Origin of the sequence: Rhizobium lentis (genome assembly GCF_014200175.1) — a bacterium.
GTDB classification, from domain to species: Bacteria; Pseudomonadota; Alphaproteobacteria; order Rhizobiales; family Rhizobiaceae; genus Rhizobium; species Rhizobium mulingense.
The window spans coordinates 413,353-427,482 of sequence record NZ_JACHBD010000003.1 but is presented as its reverse complement, the minus strand read 5'-3'; the positions used below and the strand labels follow the sequence as shown (position 1 = coordinate 427,482).

The 14,130-nt window shown below is 61.8% G+C and carries 17 protein-coding genes and 2 pseudogenes; 8 read left to right on the top strand and 11 right to left on the bottom strand.

The genetic code is table 11. The features are described 5' to 3' along the window. Positions 1 to 91: 91 nt before the first annotated feature. The 9 genes and pseudogenes from GGI60_RS10225 to GGI60_RS10190 all read right to left on the bottom strand — a co-directional run bounded on the left by GGI60_RS10225 (position 92) and on the right by GGI60_RS10190 (position 5,107). Positions 92 to 1,144: a fatty acid desaturase gene (locus tag GGI60_RS10225; RefSeq protein ID WP_183915484.1), complete on the bottom strand. Its 1,053-nt coding sequence runs from the start codon at positions 1,142 to 1,144 to the stop codon at positions 92 to 94. Positions 1,145 to 1,434: 290 nt separating this feature from the next. After that, positions 1,435 to 1,581 (bottom strand): hypothetical protein, encoded by a 147-nt coding sequence (locus GGI60_RS10220; protein ID WP_170961464.1) that lies wholly within the window; start codon positions 1,579 to 1,581, stop codon positions 1,435 to 1,437. 38 nt (positions 1,582 to 1,619) lie between these two features. Beyond that, positions 1,620 to 2,037: pseudogene (locus tag GGI60_RS10215) on the bottom strand (hypothetical protein). 75 nt (positions 2,038 to 2,112) lie between these two features. Further along, positions 2,113 to 2,274 (bottom strand): annotated as a pseudogene (locus GGI60_RS10210) (MFS transporter); the annotation flags it as partial. A 39-nt stretch (positions 2,275 to 2,313) separates the two neighbouring features. Further along, on the bottom strand, positions 2,314 to 2,694 hold the full coding sequence (locus GGI60_RS10205) for a VOC family protein (RefSeq protein WP_183915325.1): 381 nt from the start codon (positions 2,692 to 2,694) through the stop codon (positions 2,314 to 2,316). Positions 2,695 to 3,048: 354 nt separating this feature from the next. Then, positions 3,049 to 3,891, bottom strand: coding sequence for a transglutaminase family protein (locus tag GGI60_RS10200; RefSeq protein ID WP_183915323.1), 843 nt, complete (start codon positions 3,889 to 3,891; stop codon positions 3,049 to 3,051). A 28-nt stretch (positions 3,892 to 3,919) separates the two neighbouring features. Then, positions 3,920 to 4,195, bottom strand: a complete 276-nt coding sequence (locus tag GGI60_RS10195) for a DUF1488 domain-containing protein (protein WP_183915321.1) — start codon at positions 4,193 to 4,195, stop codon at positions 3,920 to 3,922. 313 nt (positions 4,196 to 4,508) lie between these two features. After that, positions 4,509 to 4,847, bottom strand: a complete 339-nt coding sequence (locus tag GGI60_RS31930) for a hypothetical protein (RefSeq protein ID WP_183942376.1) — start codon at positions 4,845 to 4,847, stop codon at positions 4,509 to 4,511. Further along, positions 4,844 to 5,107, bottom strand: coding sequence for a hypothetical protein (locus GGI60_RS10190; RefSeq protein WP_183915320.1), 264 nt, complete (start codon positions 5,105 to 5,107; stop codon positions 4,844 to 4,846). Before GGI60_RS10190 ends, GGI60_RS31930 begins: the two co-directional genes overlap by 4 nt. Positions 5,108 to 5,608: 501 nt before the next feature. Here GGI60_RS10190 and groES point away from each other — a divergent pair. Genes groES through GGI60_RS10170 form a run of 4 tightly spaced genes read left to right on the top strand, consistent with a single transcriptional unit; the run spans position 5,609 to position 8,235 of the window. Continuing rightward, positions 5,609 to 5,926, top strand: coding sequence for a co-chaperone GroES (groES, locus tag GGI60_RS10185; protein WP_183915318.1), 318 nt, complete (start codon positions 5,609 to 5,611; stop codon positions 5,924 to 5,926). A gap of 47 nt (positions 5,927 to 5,973) precedes the next feature. Then, positions 5,974 to 7,608 (top strand): chaperonin GroEL, encoded by a 1,635-nt coding sequence (gene groL / locus GGI60_RS10180; protein WP_183915316.1) that lies wholly within the window; start codon positions 5,974 to 5,976, stop codon positions 7,606 to 7,608. A 60-nt stretch (positions 7,609 to 7,668) separates the two neighbouring features. Then, the gene (locus GGI60_RS10175) at positions 7,669 to 8,067 is read left to right on the top strand and encodes a hypothetical protein (protein WP_183915314.1); all 399 of its coding nucleotides are present in this window, start codon (positions 7,669 to 7,671) and stop codon (positions 8,065 to 8,067) included. 3 nt (positions 8,068 to 8,070) lie between these two features. Further along, positions 8,071 to 8,235, top strand: a complete 165-nt coding sequence (locus tag GGI60_RS10170) for a hypothetical protein (protein WP_183915312.1) — start codon at positions 8,071 to 8,073, stop codon at positions 8,233 to 8,235. Positions 8,236 to 8,338: 103 nt separating this feature from the next. Here GGI60_RS10170 and GGI60_RS10165 read toward each other — a convergent pair whose 3' ends face one another. Next, the gene (locus GGI60_RS10165; protein WP_183915310.1) at positions 8,339 to 9,244 is read right to left on the bottom strand and encodes a S1C family serine protease; all 906 of its coding nucleotides are present in this window, start codon (positions 9,242 to 9,244) and stop codon (positions 8,339 to 8,341) included. 219 nt (positions 9,245 to 9,463) lie between these two features. On the opposite strand from GGI60_RS10165, the gene GGI60_RS10160 reads away from it, so the two are divergent. Both GGI60_RS10160 and GGI60_RS10155 read left to right on the top strand, forming a co-directional pair. Further along, complete coding sequence (locus GGI60_RS10160) at positions 9,464 to 10,867, top strand: PLP-dependent aminotransferase family protein (protein ID WP_183934458.1); 1,404 nt, start codon at positions 9,464 to 9,466, stop codon at positions 10,865 to 10,867. Positions 10,868 to 11,079: 212 nt separating this feature from the next. After that, positions 11,080 to 11,448: a DUF983 domain-containing protein gene (locus GGI60_RS10155; protein WP_183915306.1), complete on the top strand. Its 369-nt coding sequence runs from the start codon at positions 11,080 to 11,082 to the stop codon at positions 11,446 to 11,448. Between the two features lie 3 nt (positions 11,449 to 11,451). On the opposite strand, the gene GGI60_RS10150 is transcribed toward GGI60_RS10155, so the two are convergent. Beyond that, positions 11,452 to 12,345, bottom strand: a complete 894-nt coding sequence (locus GGI60_RS10150; protein WP_183915304.1) for a LysR family transcriptional regulator — start codon at positions 12,343 to 12,345, stop codon at positions 11,452 to 11,454. Positions 12,346 to 12,497: 152 nt separating this feature from the next. On the opposite strand from GGI60_RS10150, the gene GGI60_RS10145 reads away from it, so the two are divergent. Continuing rightward, positions 12,498 to 13,109 (top strand): glutathione S-transferase family protein, encoded by a 612-nt coding sequence (locus tag GGI60_RS10145; protein ID WP_183915302.1) that lies wholly within the window; start codon positions 12,498 to 12,500, stop codon positions 13,107 to 13,109. Positions 13,110 to 13,152: 43 nt separating this feature from the next. Then, positions 13,153 to 14,079, top strand: coding sequence for a pyridoxamine 5'-phosphate oxidase family protein (locus GGI60_RS10140; protein ID WP_183915300.1), 927 nt, complete (start codon positions 13,153 to 13,155; stop codon positions 14,077 to 14,079). Positions 14,080 to 14,130 lie beyond the last annotated feature (51 nt).

Below are 14,130 nucleotides of genomic sequence, written 5' to 3'. Positions count from 1 at the left end.
GGCGGTTCCGGGACAACGACATGCATCAAAACAATGGGCTAAAGCGCGTCGCATGAATCAAATTTGATGCGAAGCGCTTCGGCGTCATGCTCTAGCTGGCGGCTTTGAGCCGCGCCACGTCACGAAAAGACACCAGCCGCTTCGTCTGTTCGTCCCAGAGCACGAGCTTGACGCAGCGCAGGCTTTCCATGAGCGTGATGCGGCCGATATCTGCCAGCTCGGGATGGTCCCTCAGCACCTCCGGCAGCCGATAATAAGGCACCCGGCTCGCCAGATGATGCACATGGTGGATGCCGATATTGCCGGTGACCCAGCGTAGAATCGGCGGCAGGTCGTAATGCGAAGCACCGTGAAGCGCCGCATGCTGGAACTGCCAGTCAGGTTTCTTCGACCAGTGCGTTTCCTCGAACTGGTGCTGGACATAGAACAGCCAGACGCCAGCGGCTCCTGCCAGAAGCACGATCGGCAGGTGGACCAGCAGGAAGGGAACGATCCCACCCGCCCAGATCAAGAGGGCGGCGGCCAGAGCGATGGCAAGGTTGGTCGCCATGGTCGAGATCCAGGGCAGGGGGCCGGAGCGCATCATGCCGAAGGGCAGGCGCTGCTTGAAGATGAACAGCCATGCCGGCCCGATCCCGAACATGACGGCTGGGTGCCGGTAAAGCCGGTAGGCAAGCCGCCCCCGGCGGGACAGCGCGTTATATTCGGCGATCGTCAGTGTCTCAATGTCGCCAACGCCGCGCTCGTCGAGGTTTCCGGCCGAGGCGTGATGTTCCGCATGCGCCCGACGCCAGTAGTCGTAAGGCGTCAGCGTCAATATGCCGATCGTGCGCCCGACCCAGTCGTCGAGGCGGCGGCGGGCGAAAAATGAGCCGTGGCCGCAATCATGCTGGATCATGAACAGCCTGAGCAGGAAAGCGGCCGCCGGAACGACGAGGATCAGGCCCGGCAAAAAGCCGTAACGAACGGCCGCCCATGCGGCGGCCCAGAACAGCGCAAAGGGAATAGCTGTGACGGCCAGTTCAAAGGCACTGCGTGTGGCCCTCGGCTGGCGATATCCTGCGAGGATCTTCAACCAGGCTTTTTCGGCGAAAGGTGCCGACGGTGCCGCAGGTTTCTGCGGATTTTCACAAGGCTCGTCCAAGACGGCAAGCCGGATTTCCTCGCTCTCGAAGCGGTGCGCGCGTTCGATCACGAAATATCGTCGCAAAATGCTGCGACGCTCGACGGATCGCCGAGGCGGTTGATTATTTGAAGAGGATTCATGCTCTGTGGCACCTTCCGGCTTTTCCAAAACACGATCATCGCTGATCGCGCGTCCCCGCAGGACGCCTGCCGCTTTTACCCATACATCACCCATTACGCAAATCGATCCCGACTTGCGTTTGTCATGGAGGCGGCGAGGGGCGATTCACCCGAGGGCCCTATGCGAGCTTATTTCTTCGGCGCGCTGCTTCCGTGCGGGGCGGCCTGGGTCGCGGCCTTCATTTGGCCGGCGAAGGTGCCTGCCATCTTCGGCGCCAGCTTGTCCTTCTTCGGTTTGCGAGCCTCGCGATTGCTTCTCAGCTGACCTTTTGCCATCGATCGATCTCCTGTTCAGACGAATCTTACGCGCGTTTTCAGGTTCGCGCGCCGGGTTTGAGGTTTGTCTTGCGCCTGTCGCTGGGCAATCCCTGGATCGCATAACGGTCGTAAACCGGAGTGACTGGTTTCGGCGGCGTTTTCAGCTTGCCGAAGTAGTGTTCGAGCGCCTGCGAAAGCATGGCGGGCGACGTTACGCCCTCCTGAAACAGCTTGATGAGCAGCATCGCTGCGACATTACAGCTCTTGCCGTCGTCGGTCGCGATCCTGGCCTCGTAGCCCGCATTGTCGAGTACGGACTGAAGCATGTCGAGATCGGACGAGGTCAGGTATGGCTTCTTGCAAGTGGAAGACATCGGTCCTCCTTTCGTCGGGGCAAAGGTATTCATATCCCTCAGTCGGCAGCGCCCGTTCAATGCCTGCCGAGGCGAAACCATGCGCCTTTCGCCGGGGCAAGGCAATGGGATTTTTGCTGTGAATATTCGTTTTTTCTTATGAAGAGCCCGCACCGATAAGGTGCGGGCGCAACGGTCATTCCGCCGCCTGATAGGTGGGCCTCCGGACAGCCGATGTCCTCGGAGCTGCGTCTGCAAGCAGGGTGATGGCGATCTCCCAGCCGAAATTCGGCGCGGTGCCGAACACCGCCGAAGCGGCCGCAAGGACGATGCCGCCGCCGATCTGGAAGGAGGCGAAGCGGTTTTTCGTTCGGAATTGCTCGAAATTCGAAGCCCGCTATATCTCACCCTTGTGGAAATATGCTTCGAGGCGGTAGCCATCGGGATCGATGACGAAGGCGGCGTAATAGAAGCGGCCGTAATCCGGCCGGATGCCCGGTTCGCCATTGTCGGTGCCGCCGGAAGCGATAGCCGCCGCGTGAAAGGCGTCGACAGCGGCCTCGTTCGGGGCGACGAAGCAGAAATGCAGCCCGGACTGCATGTCGGCGACAACGGGATGCTCGGCCTGTATCACCCAAAGGCCGACCTCCTCCGGGCCGTAGCCGATCACGCCATCGGAATTGGACAGACGCTCGTACCCGAGCGGCTCCAGCGCCGCATCATAGAAACGGCGGGCTCTTTCGAGGTCTTTGACGCCGATGGAGACATGATCGAACATGAACTGCGAACTCCCTAATTCGGTCCCGAAGGACTGCTCACATTAAAGATGGCTCGACGCCAAGATTTTTCAGCAGCTGTTCTGAGGCATGTGTCACAGGATCGCCGGCCATTCCGGCTACGCCTATGACCAATGTTTTCATCTCACGCGGTCCTCACCCGAAGATATCAACGCCTGCTCCCAGTGCAAGTCTGGCCTGTACCGGCAATGCCCTAGTTAAGACAAGGCGAGCGACGCTGTCACGCGATTTTCGGGGCGGAGTTCGGGTCAGGGCCATATGGGAGGCAGTGCTGGCACTGCTGTCGCCAGCGGCAAAGCCGCGCTGGACATCGCGCCGCATCCGCCCAGGCCCGGCTAAAGAGCTCCCTCAGCGGCGCCTGGCATCTGCTGCAGGTTTGTCACCTCGTAGGTCCAGACTCGAAACGCCTTCAGTACATGTGGTCCGAACGAGTTGATGAGCGGGATGTCGGCAGCGTCGCGTCCACGCGCGACGATGATACGACCGATCCGCGGCGTGTTGTTGCGCGGATCGAATGTATGCCATGCACCGTCAAGGAAGACTTCCATCCAGGCGCTGAAGTCCATCGGGTCGAAGACGGGAATTCCGATGTCACCGAGATGGCCATTGATATATCGGGCAGGAATGTTGAGGCAACGGCACAAGGCCACCGCGAGATGCGCAAAGTCGCGACAGACGCCGACGCGTTCGTGGAACGCCTCGAAGGCTGTCCGCGTCGATCGCGCCTGCATGTAGTCGAACTGGATATGGCCTTCAACGAAGTCGCAAATCGCTTGAACGCGGCCCCAGCCCGGGGAGATGGTGCCGAACATGTCCCAGGCGATTTGACTGAGCCGATCCGTCTCGCAATAGCGGCTGCCCATCAGATAGACGAGGCAATCATCCGGCAACTCCGAAACCGGGAGTTCCCTCGCCTCCGGCAGCGATCTGTCCAGCTCGCCGTCGTCTTCGATGGTCGCATCGCCCCATAGCGTCAGATCGCCCGTCGGGGCAACCAGCCGAAGGCAGCGGTTGCCGAAAAGGTCGCGATAAGTCGACGTGGGAACATCGGGCGTGGTGAACACCGTTTCCGGAATTCTGATGTCGGCTGCACGATCCTCATGGACCGACAACAAACATACCAAGGCAGTCGGCTGCGGGCAGGTCAAGGTAATTTCATAGCCGTAACGGATCAGCATGGAGGGTTCCTCGCGTGTCCGGATCCGCCTAGCGGAAATCCGCCGCAGTCAGAGTATAGGTGGGGCGGCGGCGGTGGGAGTAGGCTTTGTGTGCTGCGTCATGAATGGAGGTGCGCAGGGCGTCGAAAGACGAAAGCCACCTCGTTTCCGAGACCCCGCTGCTTTGCAATGCGGTGTCGGATTTCCCCAGAGCGCCAACCTCGACAAAGAACAACACCTCGAACATTCCATCATGGCCGACGAAGCGCACGGCATTTCTGGCCGTATCGAAGCTGCGGCTTGGATTGAGAAAGGCTAGCGCCATGGTTGAACCGGCGAGTTCTCAAGAGCACTCCCGGCAGCGTTCGACAGTCTGATCCACTCCCTCCGGTACCTTATGTTGAGAAGATTGAAGGCCACCATCTCGTTGCCGGCCTCCGCTCGGCTCCCGCTGATTGCGTCGTGGTCCGCGTGTGCCGGGAGGCTCGCAGAGGCATGATAGACGGTCGAAGAACGGATGCGCACGATCCGGCGGTCGCGTTCGATGTCCATGGAGTAGCGGCCGGGGGCGCCACCCTTGTTTTCCCATTCCCCGAGTGCAGAGGCATTTCGTCGTTCAGTTTCGTCACCATGGCTCTTCACGATGTCAACCTTCCATCTTTCGGGCCGTGGCCATGGCCAAACGTCCTCTCGATCAGTGTTGCGCCGCTCCCGGCGGGCGATAGATATACCGGCTCCAGGCTATCTTCCGTCGCAACCCGCTCATGACGCTCGTCGTCACTGCGCATGCGGTATTGCGGCACATTGCCTCTCAGAGGCAGCGTTGCGGTAATGCGGTAGACTTCGGGAAGCTTGGAGTGAACTACTACCAAGAACCCGTCCTTCAACCGGACGGTCTGCCCCACCTTGAGGATGTGTGTTGCTGCCTCGCGTCGGATCGAGCGTCCAGTGCGTTGCGGGATGCGCGTTGCGGTCATAATTGCTGGTGGTCCTTTTCGAGTGCCGTTTCGAGATCTGATGGTTGGATGGGCATCATCTGCTGCGTCGAACTCTGCGCGGCGATCGCCGGCAGGTGGATGAAGGCGCCGACCCGCATCCAGGCGAGCCTGGAGACGCCTTCGATCAATTCCTCATCGTAATCGATGCGGTATTCTCCGGCTGGCTGTGCCTTATCGAAACCCGGCAGGCGGAATGGAGATGAAAAACGGACGACGGTTTGTGTGGTGCGACTTGTCATGGCTGAGGCCTTCCCAGGAATACGCCGATGCGTTTCCTCTAGCGTTGAAATCCGAACCGGACGAACGCGACGCTGCCGGTACATCCGCGGTTAACGCCAGGTTCATCCGGATCGGAACAAGCGAATGCACGCCGGAACGACGTCACATATTCGCTATCGAGAATTCGGTGGTGTATGGCGGGTCGTAGGTCTCTGACGCCGCGAAGCCAAGTCGGCCAAATCGACGAGGCCTATCGTTACGCCTTGATGGAGTTTAAATCAAGTTAAATTCGGATTTCTTATGAAAAACACTGAATTAATTCTCTGCTATGGCGAATAAAAATGGAGCGTGATGGCGCGTAATTTCTGTTTTTTACAAAATATCAGGTTGGATTGATTTCGGGATTTTTTCGAAAAATTTCCTGCCATGAACAATATTTCTTGGCACTCCTATCAATCGAGTGCCACGAGTGCTATTTATGGATTGCGGCCGCCATACGCGCCGGCAGCAGAAAGACCTCAATGAAATTCCGTTCCCATCACGACCGCGTCGTCATTCGGCGTGCAGAAGGCGATGTCACATCCAAGGGCGGGATTATCATTGCAGACGCCGCCAAGGAAAAGCCGCAGGAAGGCGAAGTGGTTGCAGTCGGCCCTGGCCTGCGTGACCAAAGCGGCAATCTAGCCCCGCTCGATGTCAAGGTCGGTGATCTGATCCTGTTTGGAAAATGGTCGGGGACGGAGGTCACGATCAATGGCCAGACCCTCCTGATCATGAAGGAGGCCTTCATCATGGGCATCGTGGAAAAGACCGAGGCGGCCGCCGACAAAGCCGCGTGACGGTCGGATTTCCGACCCTCATCTCAAGACCGAACTGGATAGAACTCATGTCTGCCAAGGAAATCAGATTCTCCACCGATGCACGCGATCATTTGCTGCGTGGCGTCGAATTACTCAACAATGCCGTCAAGGTGACGCTTGGTCCGAAGGGCCGCAACGTTGTCATCGACAAGGCCTATGGCGCGCCGCGCATTACCAAGGACGGCGTCACCGTCGCCAAGGAGATCGAGCTCGCCGACAAGTTCGAGAACATGGGCGCGCAAATGGTGCGCGAGGTAGCTTCGAAGACCAATGATCTTGCCGGCGACGGCACGACGACGGCGACGGTGCTCGCCGCCTCCATTTTTCGTGAGGGCGCAAAGCTCGTCGCGGCCGGCATGAATCCTATGGATCTCAGGCGCGGCATCGATCTCGGTGTTACCGCTATCGTCAAGGAGATTCAGGCGCGGGCGAGGAAGGTCAAATCATCAGGTGAGATCGCGCAGGTCGGCACCATTGCCGCCAATGGCGACGCCGCCGTTGGCGAGATGATCGCCATGGCGATGGACAAGGTCGGCAATGAGGGCGTCATCACCGTGGAAGAGGCGCGGACCGCCGAGACCGAACTCGACGTCGTCGAGGGTATGCAGTTCGACCGTGGGTACCTCTCGCCCTATTTCGTCACCAATACTGAGAAGATGCGCGTGGAATTGGAGGACCCTTACATCCTCCTGCACGAGAAAAAGCTTGGTAGTCTGCAGGCGCTGCTGCCCATTCTGGAGGCCGTTGTGCAGACCGGCAAGCCGCTTCTGCTCATCTCGGAGGACGTCGAAGGCGAGGCACTGGCGACTCTGGTTGTCAACAAGCTGCGCGGCGGCCTGAAGGTCGCGGCCGTCAAGGCGCCGGGCTTCGGGGACCGCCGTAAGGCCATGCTGGAAGACATTGCCGTGCTCACATCAGGCCAGATGATCTCCGAGGATCTCGGCATCAAGCTCGAGAACGTCACGCTCGATATGCTCGGCCGCGCCAAGCGCGTGCTGGTCGAAAAGGACAGCACCACGATCATCGACGGCTCCGGCGAGAAAGCGGCCATCCAGGCGCGCATTCAGCAGATCAAGGCGCAGATTGAGGAGACCACTTCCGATTACGACAAGGAAAAGCTGCAGGAGCGCCTGGCGAAACTCGCCGGCGGCGTCGCGGTCATCCGCGTCGGCGGCGCAACCGAGACGGAGGTCAAGGAAAAGAAGGACCGCATCGACGACGCGCTGAACGCCACCCGTGCGGCGGTCGAAGAGGGCATCGTGCCCGGCGGCGGCGTGGCTCTATTGCGCGCGAAGTCGGCGCTGACGGGAATGGTTGGGGAGAACGCCGACGTGACGGCCGGCATGTCGATCGTGCTCAGAGCGCTCGAAGCCCCGATCCGGCAGATCGCCGAGAATGCCGGGTTCGAGGGCTCGATCATCGTCGGAAGACTCGCCGGCAGCAATGATCACAATCAGGGCTTCGACGCACAGACCGAGACCTATGTCGATATGGTCGAGGCCGGCATCGTCGATCCCGCCAAGGTCGTGCGCACTGCTCTGCAGGACGCCGGCTCGATCGCGGCGCTGTTGATCACCGCCGAGGTGATGATCGCCGACATTCCAGCAAGAAATTCTGCGCCCGCAGTCGGAAATGGCGGCATGGGCGACATGGGATACTGAAAGCCCGAACCGATCCGGCGTCGCCGGACGGCAAACCCGAAGTAGACAAGGAGAGTTCCAATGTCCGTGCAGAGCAGCAGCAAGACATCAATCAGCCAGCGTTTCGACAGTTACCAGCCATCCAAGACGCTTCTCGTCTGGGCCTGCCTCGTCACGGCAATCGCCACGATGGTCATCGGGTTCAGTTGGGGAGGTTGGGTAACAGGTGGCACATCGAGCAAAGCGGCAGCAGCCGCCGGTGACATTGCACGCGGCGAACTGGCGTCCGCAATTTGCGTCGAGCGCTTTAATGCGGCGCCGGACGCAAGCGCTAAATTGATCGAGTTCAAGGCGATTACCGAAGGCTACAAGCAGCGTCAGTTCATTGAAGCCGGCGGTTGGGCGACCATGCCCGGGCAGACTTCTGCCGACAGCCGAAGTGTTCAAGGCTGCACCACGGCGCTTGCTGTCGGGACCTGACCAATGATTCGTTTCGTGAACAAGGCCGGCCCGCAGCCGCCCGCAGAAGAAGCTGGTGGCAACGGCTGCAAGGAAATTCAGGCGGCGGCCGATCGGCATGGAAAAGCAAACAACGCCCCCGCGCGCCGCCGGACGGCGAGCGCGCCGGACGATGGCCGGCTGATCTGAGGTCTGTTTTAACGAGCTGACGCTTATCGGAATGGGGGGCGGAAGGCGGTGCGCCTCTCGACGATCATACTCGCGCAACGGCTTTTTCGATTCTGGTGCGGCCCTACTGCAGCTGCGGCTTTCTGAGAAAGCTGTTGCGGTCGGCGGATTTGACGCGCAGCCAGGCTTCGCGGCCGTTGCGCAGGATACGCATCGGAATCTCGGCGCCGGCCGGGCCACTGCTCCAGAGCTTGCGGTAGAAATCGGCCAGGCCATCGACCTCTTCGTCACGGATCTCGGAGATGATATCGCCCTGACGCAGGCCGGCCTGGGCGGCCGGACCGCCTTCGGCCACACTCATCACCACCACGCCGCTATTGCTCTCGGCGGAGAACGCACCGAGCCAGGGCCGTGGCGGCTTGTTGACCTGACCGCGGTTCAGGAGGTCGTCGAGGATCGGCGGCAAAAGATCGATCGGCACGACCATATTGATATCGGCGACCTCGCCATCCTGGCTCATCTGCAGGCGAAGCGAACCGATGCCGAGAAGCTTGCCGTCAGCGCCGATCAGCGCTGCCCCGCCCCATGCGGGATGGGCCGGTGCGGTAAAAATCGCCTCATCCAGCAGGTATTCCCAGTAGCCGGCGAACTCCTGCCGGGCGACGATGTTTGCCTGGACGAACTCGCCGATTCCATCGGCAAGCACGACGGGATCGCCGGGCCTGGCGGCGGCCGCATCGCCGAAATCCACCGCCGGGGCGTTCAGAACGCCGAGCGCCTGCACCAGACCGAAGCCGCTTTCCTGATCATAGGCAAGGGGATGGGCGGGAACCACCCGGCCGTCCTGGGTCGTCAGCCAGACTTCCTCGGCCTCGGTGATGAGATAACCGATGGTCAGCACCAGACCGTTGTCGCGAATGACGACGCCACTGCCCTCCCGGACGGTGCCCAGCGTCTCCGCCGTGAAGGCATCTTCCGGTATGGAGGAGCGGACGGCCACGACTGACCGCAGGATCGGATCGATATTCATGCTTTTATCCCGAGGGCGCCGCCGCGCAAGACCAAAAGCCGGCGGGCCTTGTTAATAGTTAAGAAGATGAGGGCGTGGCGGCAAGGCTGGCGTGACGGGAATTTCCGCACACGCATGCCGCACGCGTAGGTATTCCGGGGAATATCCGGGGGTGACAGCGCCGCTGCGCAACAATATACAGTCAATCCCATCAGGAATCAGACGGGCACGGATCATGACATGAAGGACTGGCATCCCGATCTCAGCCGCAGCAGCAGCCCGCGTTACATGGCGATTGCCGATCTGATCGAAATGGATCTGCGAAACGGCCATCTGGCGGTTGGAGACCGGCTGCCGCCGCAGCGCGACCTCGCCAAGCGGCTGAATGTCGATTTCACCACCGTGGCCAGAGGTTATGTCGAGGCGCAGAAGCGCGGGCTTGTCGAGTCGCATGTCGGCCGGGGCACCTTCGTCACCGGCCGCGCTGGCAAGGCGCGGCCGGACTTCGCGCCTGACGCCGTACCCGATCCGCGCCGCGCATCGATTGTCGACTTCTCGATGAACATGCCGCCGGAACCGGATGATCCGGAACTGATCGCCGGCATGCGCGAGGGCATGTCGGCGGTGGCCGCAAATCTCGTTCCGCTTCTGCGTTACCAGGGCTTCGGCGGCTCCGGCATGGACAAGGACGCCGCCGCCGCCTGGCTCGGCCGCCGTGGGCTCACGCCGTCGCAGGAGCGGATCTTCGTCACGCCGGGCGCCCATCCGGCCCTGCTGGCGATCTTCGGCCTGCTGGCAAAGCCGGGCGAAACCGTGCTGTCGGAAATCATCACCTATCCTGGCATGCGCTCGATCGCCGCCCAACTGCGGCTCAATCTCGCCGGCCTGCCGATGGACGAGGACGGGGTCCTGCCGGAGGCCCTTGCCAGCGCCTGCGAGCGGTTGAAGCCGAAGGCGCTCTATCTCAATCCGACGCTGCAGAACCCGATGACGCTGACGATTTCAACCGGCCGGCGCGCGGAAATCGCGGCCGTCGCCCGCAGATATCAGCTGCCGGTCGTCGAGGACGATGCCTATGGCTTCATTCCATCGCAAGGTCCGGCGCCGCTTGCGGCAATGGCGCCGGATCTCACGTGGCATATTGGCGGCCTGGCGAAATGCCTCGGCGCGGGCCTGCGCCTTGCCTATGTCGTGGCACCCGACAGCAAGGCCGGATGGCCTTTCGTCAGCGCCATGCGCGCCAACAACGTCATGGCTTCACCTTTGACCATGGCGCTCGCCACGCGCTGGATCGAGGACGGCACGGCCGATGCGATCCTGCGCTTCGTCCGCACCGAGGCCGCCGCCCGCCAGCAGATGGTTGCCGCCATCCTGCCGCCCGGCAGCTACCGCGCCGATCCGATCAGCTTCAACATCTGGCTGCCGCTCGCCAATGGCTGGACCCGTTCCACCTTCGGCAGCCATATGCGTTCCTCGGGCATCGGCGTCGTGGCAAGCGATGCCTTCACCGTCGAGGGCGCCGCCCCGGAAGCGGTGCGGGTCTGCCTGGGCGGCCCGATCACCCGGGAGAGACTGCACGGCGCACTGGAATTCATGGCCCATGCGCTGGAAGGCCCGCCGGAGATGGCGGCGTCGTTCTTCTGATCCCGACAGTTTTCAACTTGGCCTCAGGCCCGCTGCGGGTCTCGTCCCCTTCGATGATATGAGACCTGCGGATGCCCGGTCGGCAGCCGGCGGGATCTGCGGCATTCTGGCAAGTTGACTGGTAATTGAGGTGTAATGTATTTATATTGAATGCATCCATCTGGGTGGCATTGATTGGCATTGATCTGCACGCCAGAGAAGACGAGGTTATCATGGATACCGACTATCCCCCACTTGCTCCAATGCAGACCGGCGTCAGAGGACGCTGCCCGCGTTGCGGCCGGGGTCATATGTTCAACGGCTTCTTGACGCTGCAGCCGCAATGCGAGGTCTGTGGCCTCGATTATGCCTTCGCCGATCCGGCGGACGGCCCGGCCTTCTTCGTCATTTGCTTCGCCTGCATCCCCAGCGTGCTGCTCGGCGTCTGGCTGGAGGTGGCGTTTTCGGCGCCGATCTGGGTGCAGCTTCTGGTCACCGGCCCCTTCATGCTCGCTACCTGCATTCCGCCGCTGAGGCCGCTGAAGGGCTGGCTGGTGGCCAGCCAGTATTTTTACAAGGCGGAAGAGGGTAAACTCGCCTGAAGTCTATTTCAGCGTCGAGCGCAGGCGCGGCGCGGCGAAATCGATGAGCGCCCGCAGTTTCAGCGGCACCAGCCCCTGCGAGGGGTAGACGAGCTGCACCGGTGCCGGCGGCGGTTCGAAATCCTGGAGCAGCGGCACCAGCAGGCCCGCCGCTGCGGCGCGCGCCGCCTGATAGGAGAGCACGCGCGTAATGCCGAGACCGGCGACGGCCGCATCGACGGCGGCCTCGGCGGTGTTGACCGCAAGCCGTGAGCGGATCGGCACCGCGAGGTCCCGCTTCCCCTCCGTGAAGGTCCAGCTCCGTATCGAGGCCATGTTCTCGAAGGTGATGCAGTCATGTGCGGAAAGATCGCCCGGCTGCCGGGGTGCCGAGTGCCGCGCGAGATAATCCGGGCTGGCATAGACGGTGCGGCGGATCGCGCCGAGCCGCGTGGCGATCAGGTTGCTGTCGGCCAGGGTGCCGATCCTCAGCGCCAGGTCGATGTGATCCTCGACGAGGTTCGACAGCCGGTCGCCGAGCATCAGCCGCAGATTGATCTCGGGATAGGCCTTCAGGAAATCCACCACGACAGGCAGGACGTGCAGCCGCCCGAAAACGATCGGCGCGGTCATCGTCAGCTCGCCCTTCGGCGCGCTGTATTCGCCGGCGGCCGTCCGTTCCGCTTCTTCCACCCGGTTAAGAATTTCCCGCGCCGCCTCCACATAGGAGCGTCCGGCCTCGGTCAATGTGATCTTCCGATTGCTTCTCTGCAGCAGCTTGGCGCCGAGACGGGCCTCGAGCTCGGAGACCTTGCGGCTGACGGTTGCAAGCGGTGAACGCAGATGCCGCGAGGCGGCCGACAGGCTGCCTTGCTCGACGACGGCAAGAAGCACGCTCATTGCGTCGAGGCGGTCCATTTTATCCTTCCGGCAATTGGGAACATGCCTTCCGAAATAGCATCCTACTGCTGTTCATTGGAAGGCAGTAAATTCCGTGCAGATGGTTCGAAGCTGCCATCGCCGCAAGGCCGTGGCCTTGTTCCCGCCCATCAGACACCAGAGGAACCGTCATGAAACTCTACCATCATCCGCTGTCCGGCCATTCGCACCGGGTTCACCTGTTCCTATCGCTGCTCGGCGTGCCTTACGAACTGGCTGAGGTCGACCTGGCCGCCGGCGCTCATAAGGCTCCGGAATTCCTGAAACTCAATGCCTTTGGCCAGGTGCCGGTGCTCGACGACGACGGAGCGGTCATTTCCGATTCCGCCGCCATCCTCGTCTATCTCGCGCGCAAATATGGCCGCACCGACTGGCTGCCGGAGGATATATTGACAACGGCGCGGACCCAGAAATGGCTCTCGGTCGCCGCGGGCGAGATCGCCTACGGACCTTGCGCCGCCCGTCTCGTCACCGTCTTCGGCGCCAATTTTCGTGCCGACGAGGTGATTGCCCGGGCGCACCGCGTTCTCACCCTGGTTGAGGCGGAGCTCTCCGGCCGCAGCTTCCTGCTCGGCGACAATCCGACGATCGCCGATATCGCGCTTTACAGCTACATCGCCAATGCGCCGGAGGGCAATGTCGACACCGCGCCCTATCAGGCCGTGCGCGCCTGGCTTGCCCGCATTGAGGCGCTGCCGGGTTTCGTCGGCTTCCGCAAGACCAAGATCGGCTTGGCCGCATAGAGATCCATCCCCGATCGAAAATCGTGCCCGAAAGGAGGCCGTAATGCTGGAGCACTCAGGAGAAGAAACCGCATCGCCCTGGCATCGGGGTGAACTTGCCATGCAGCGCAGCCTCGGCGTCGTCGAGCGCATGGACGGGCCGGGGCGGAATTTTGTCCGCGAGGTGATGCCCGAGCAGCACCGCGCCTTCTTTCCGATGCTGCCTTTCGTCGTGCTTGGCACGGTCGATGCGAAGGGCGACGTCTGGGCGACGGTGCGGGCCGCGCAGCCGGGTTTCATGTCCTCGCCGGAGCCGGAGACGCTTGAAGTCAGCCTGCCGCGAGAGCCCGCCGATCCCGCCGATGACGGCATGGAGGATGGCGCTGCCGTCGCGATGCTCGGCATTCAGCTCGAGACCCGGCGGCGCAACCGGCTGAATGGCGTAATCCGCAGGACGGATCCCGGCGCCTTCCGCCTGCGCGTCGGCCAGAGCTTCGGCAATTGTCCGCAATATATCCAGCCGCGCGCCGCCGCCTTCGTCCGCGATCCCGATGTGCCGACAGCGCAGCCGCCGCTTCGTTCCCACGTCCTCGACGATCGCGCAAGGCGGATGGTCGAGAGCGCCGATACGTTTTTCGTCGCCTCCTATGTCGACCGGGAGAATGGCGAGCGGCAGGTCGACGTCTCCCATCGCGGCGGCTATGCCGGCTTCGTGCATCTCGGCGCCGACGGCGCGCTGATCGTTCCCGACTTTGCCGGCAATCGTTTCTTCAACACGCTCGGCAATTTCCTGGTCAATCCGAAGGCCGGGCTGGTCTTCATCGATTTCGAAACCGGCGACATGCTGCAGATGACCGGCAAAGTCGAAGTGCTGCTCGATTCGCCTGAGATCGCCGCCTTTCCCAAGGCGGAAAGGCTGTGGCACTTCACGCCCGAAAACATCGTGTTTCGCCCGGATGCGCTGCCGCTGCGGTGGACCTCCGACGTCTAAGCTCGAGCGCCGCCAGATGCAGCCTTGCGAAATCTTGTACCGATCAGTAAA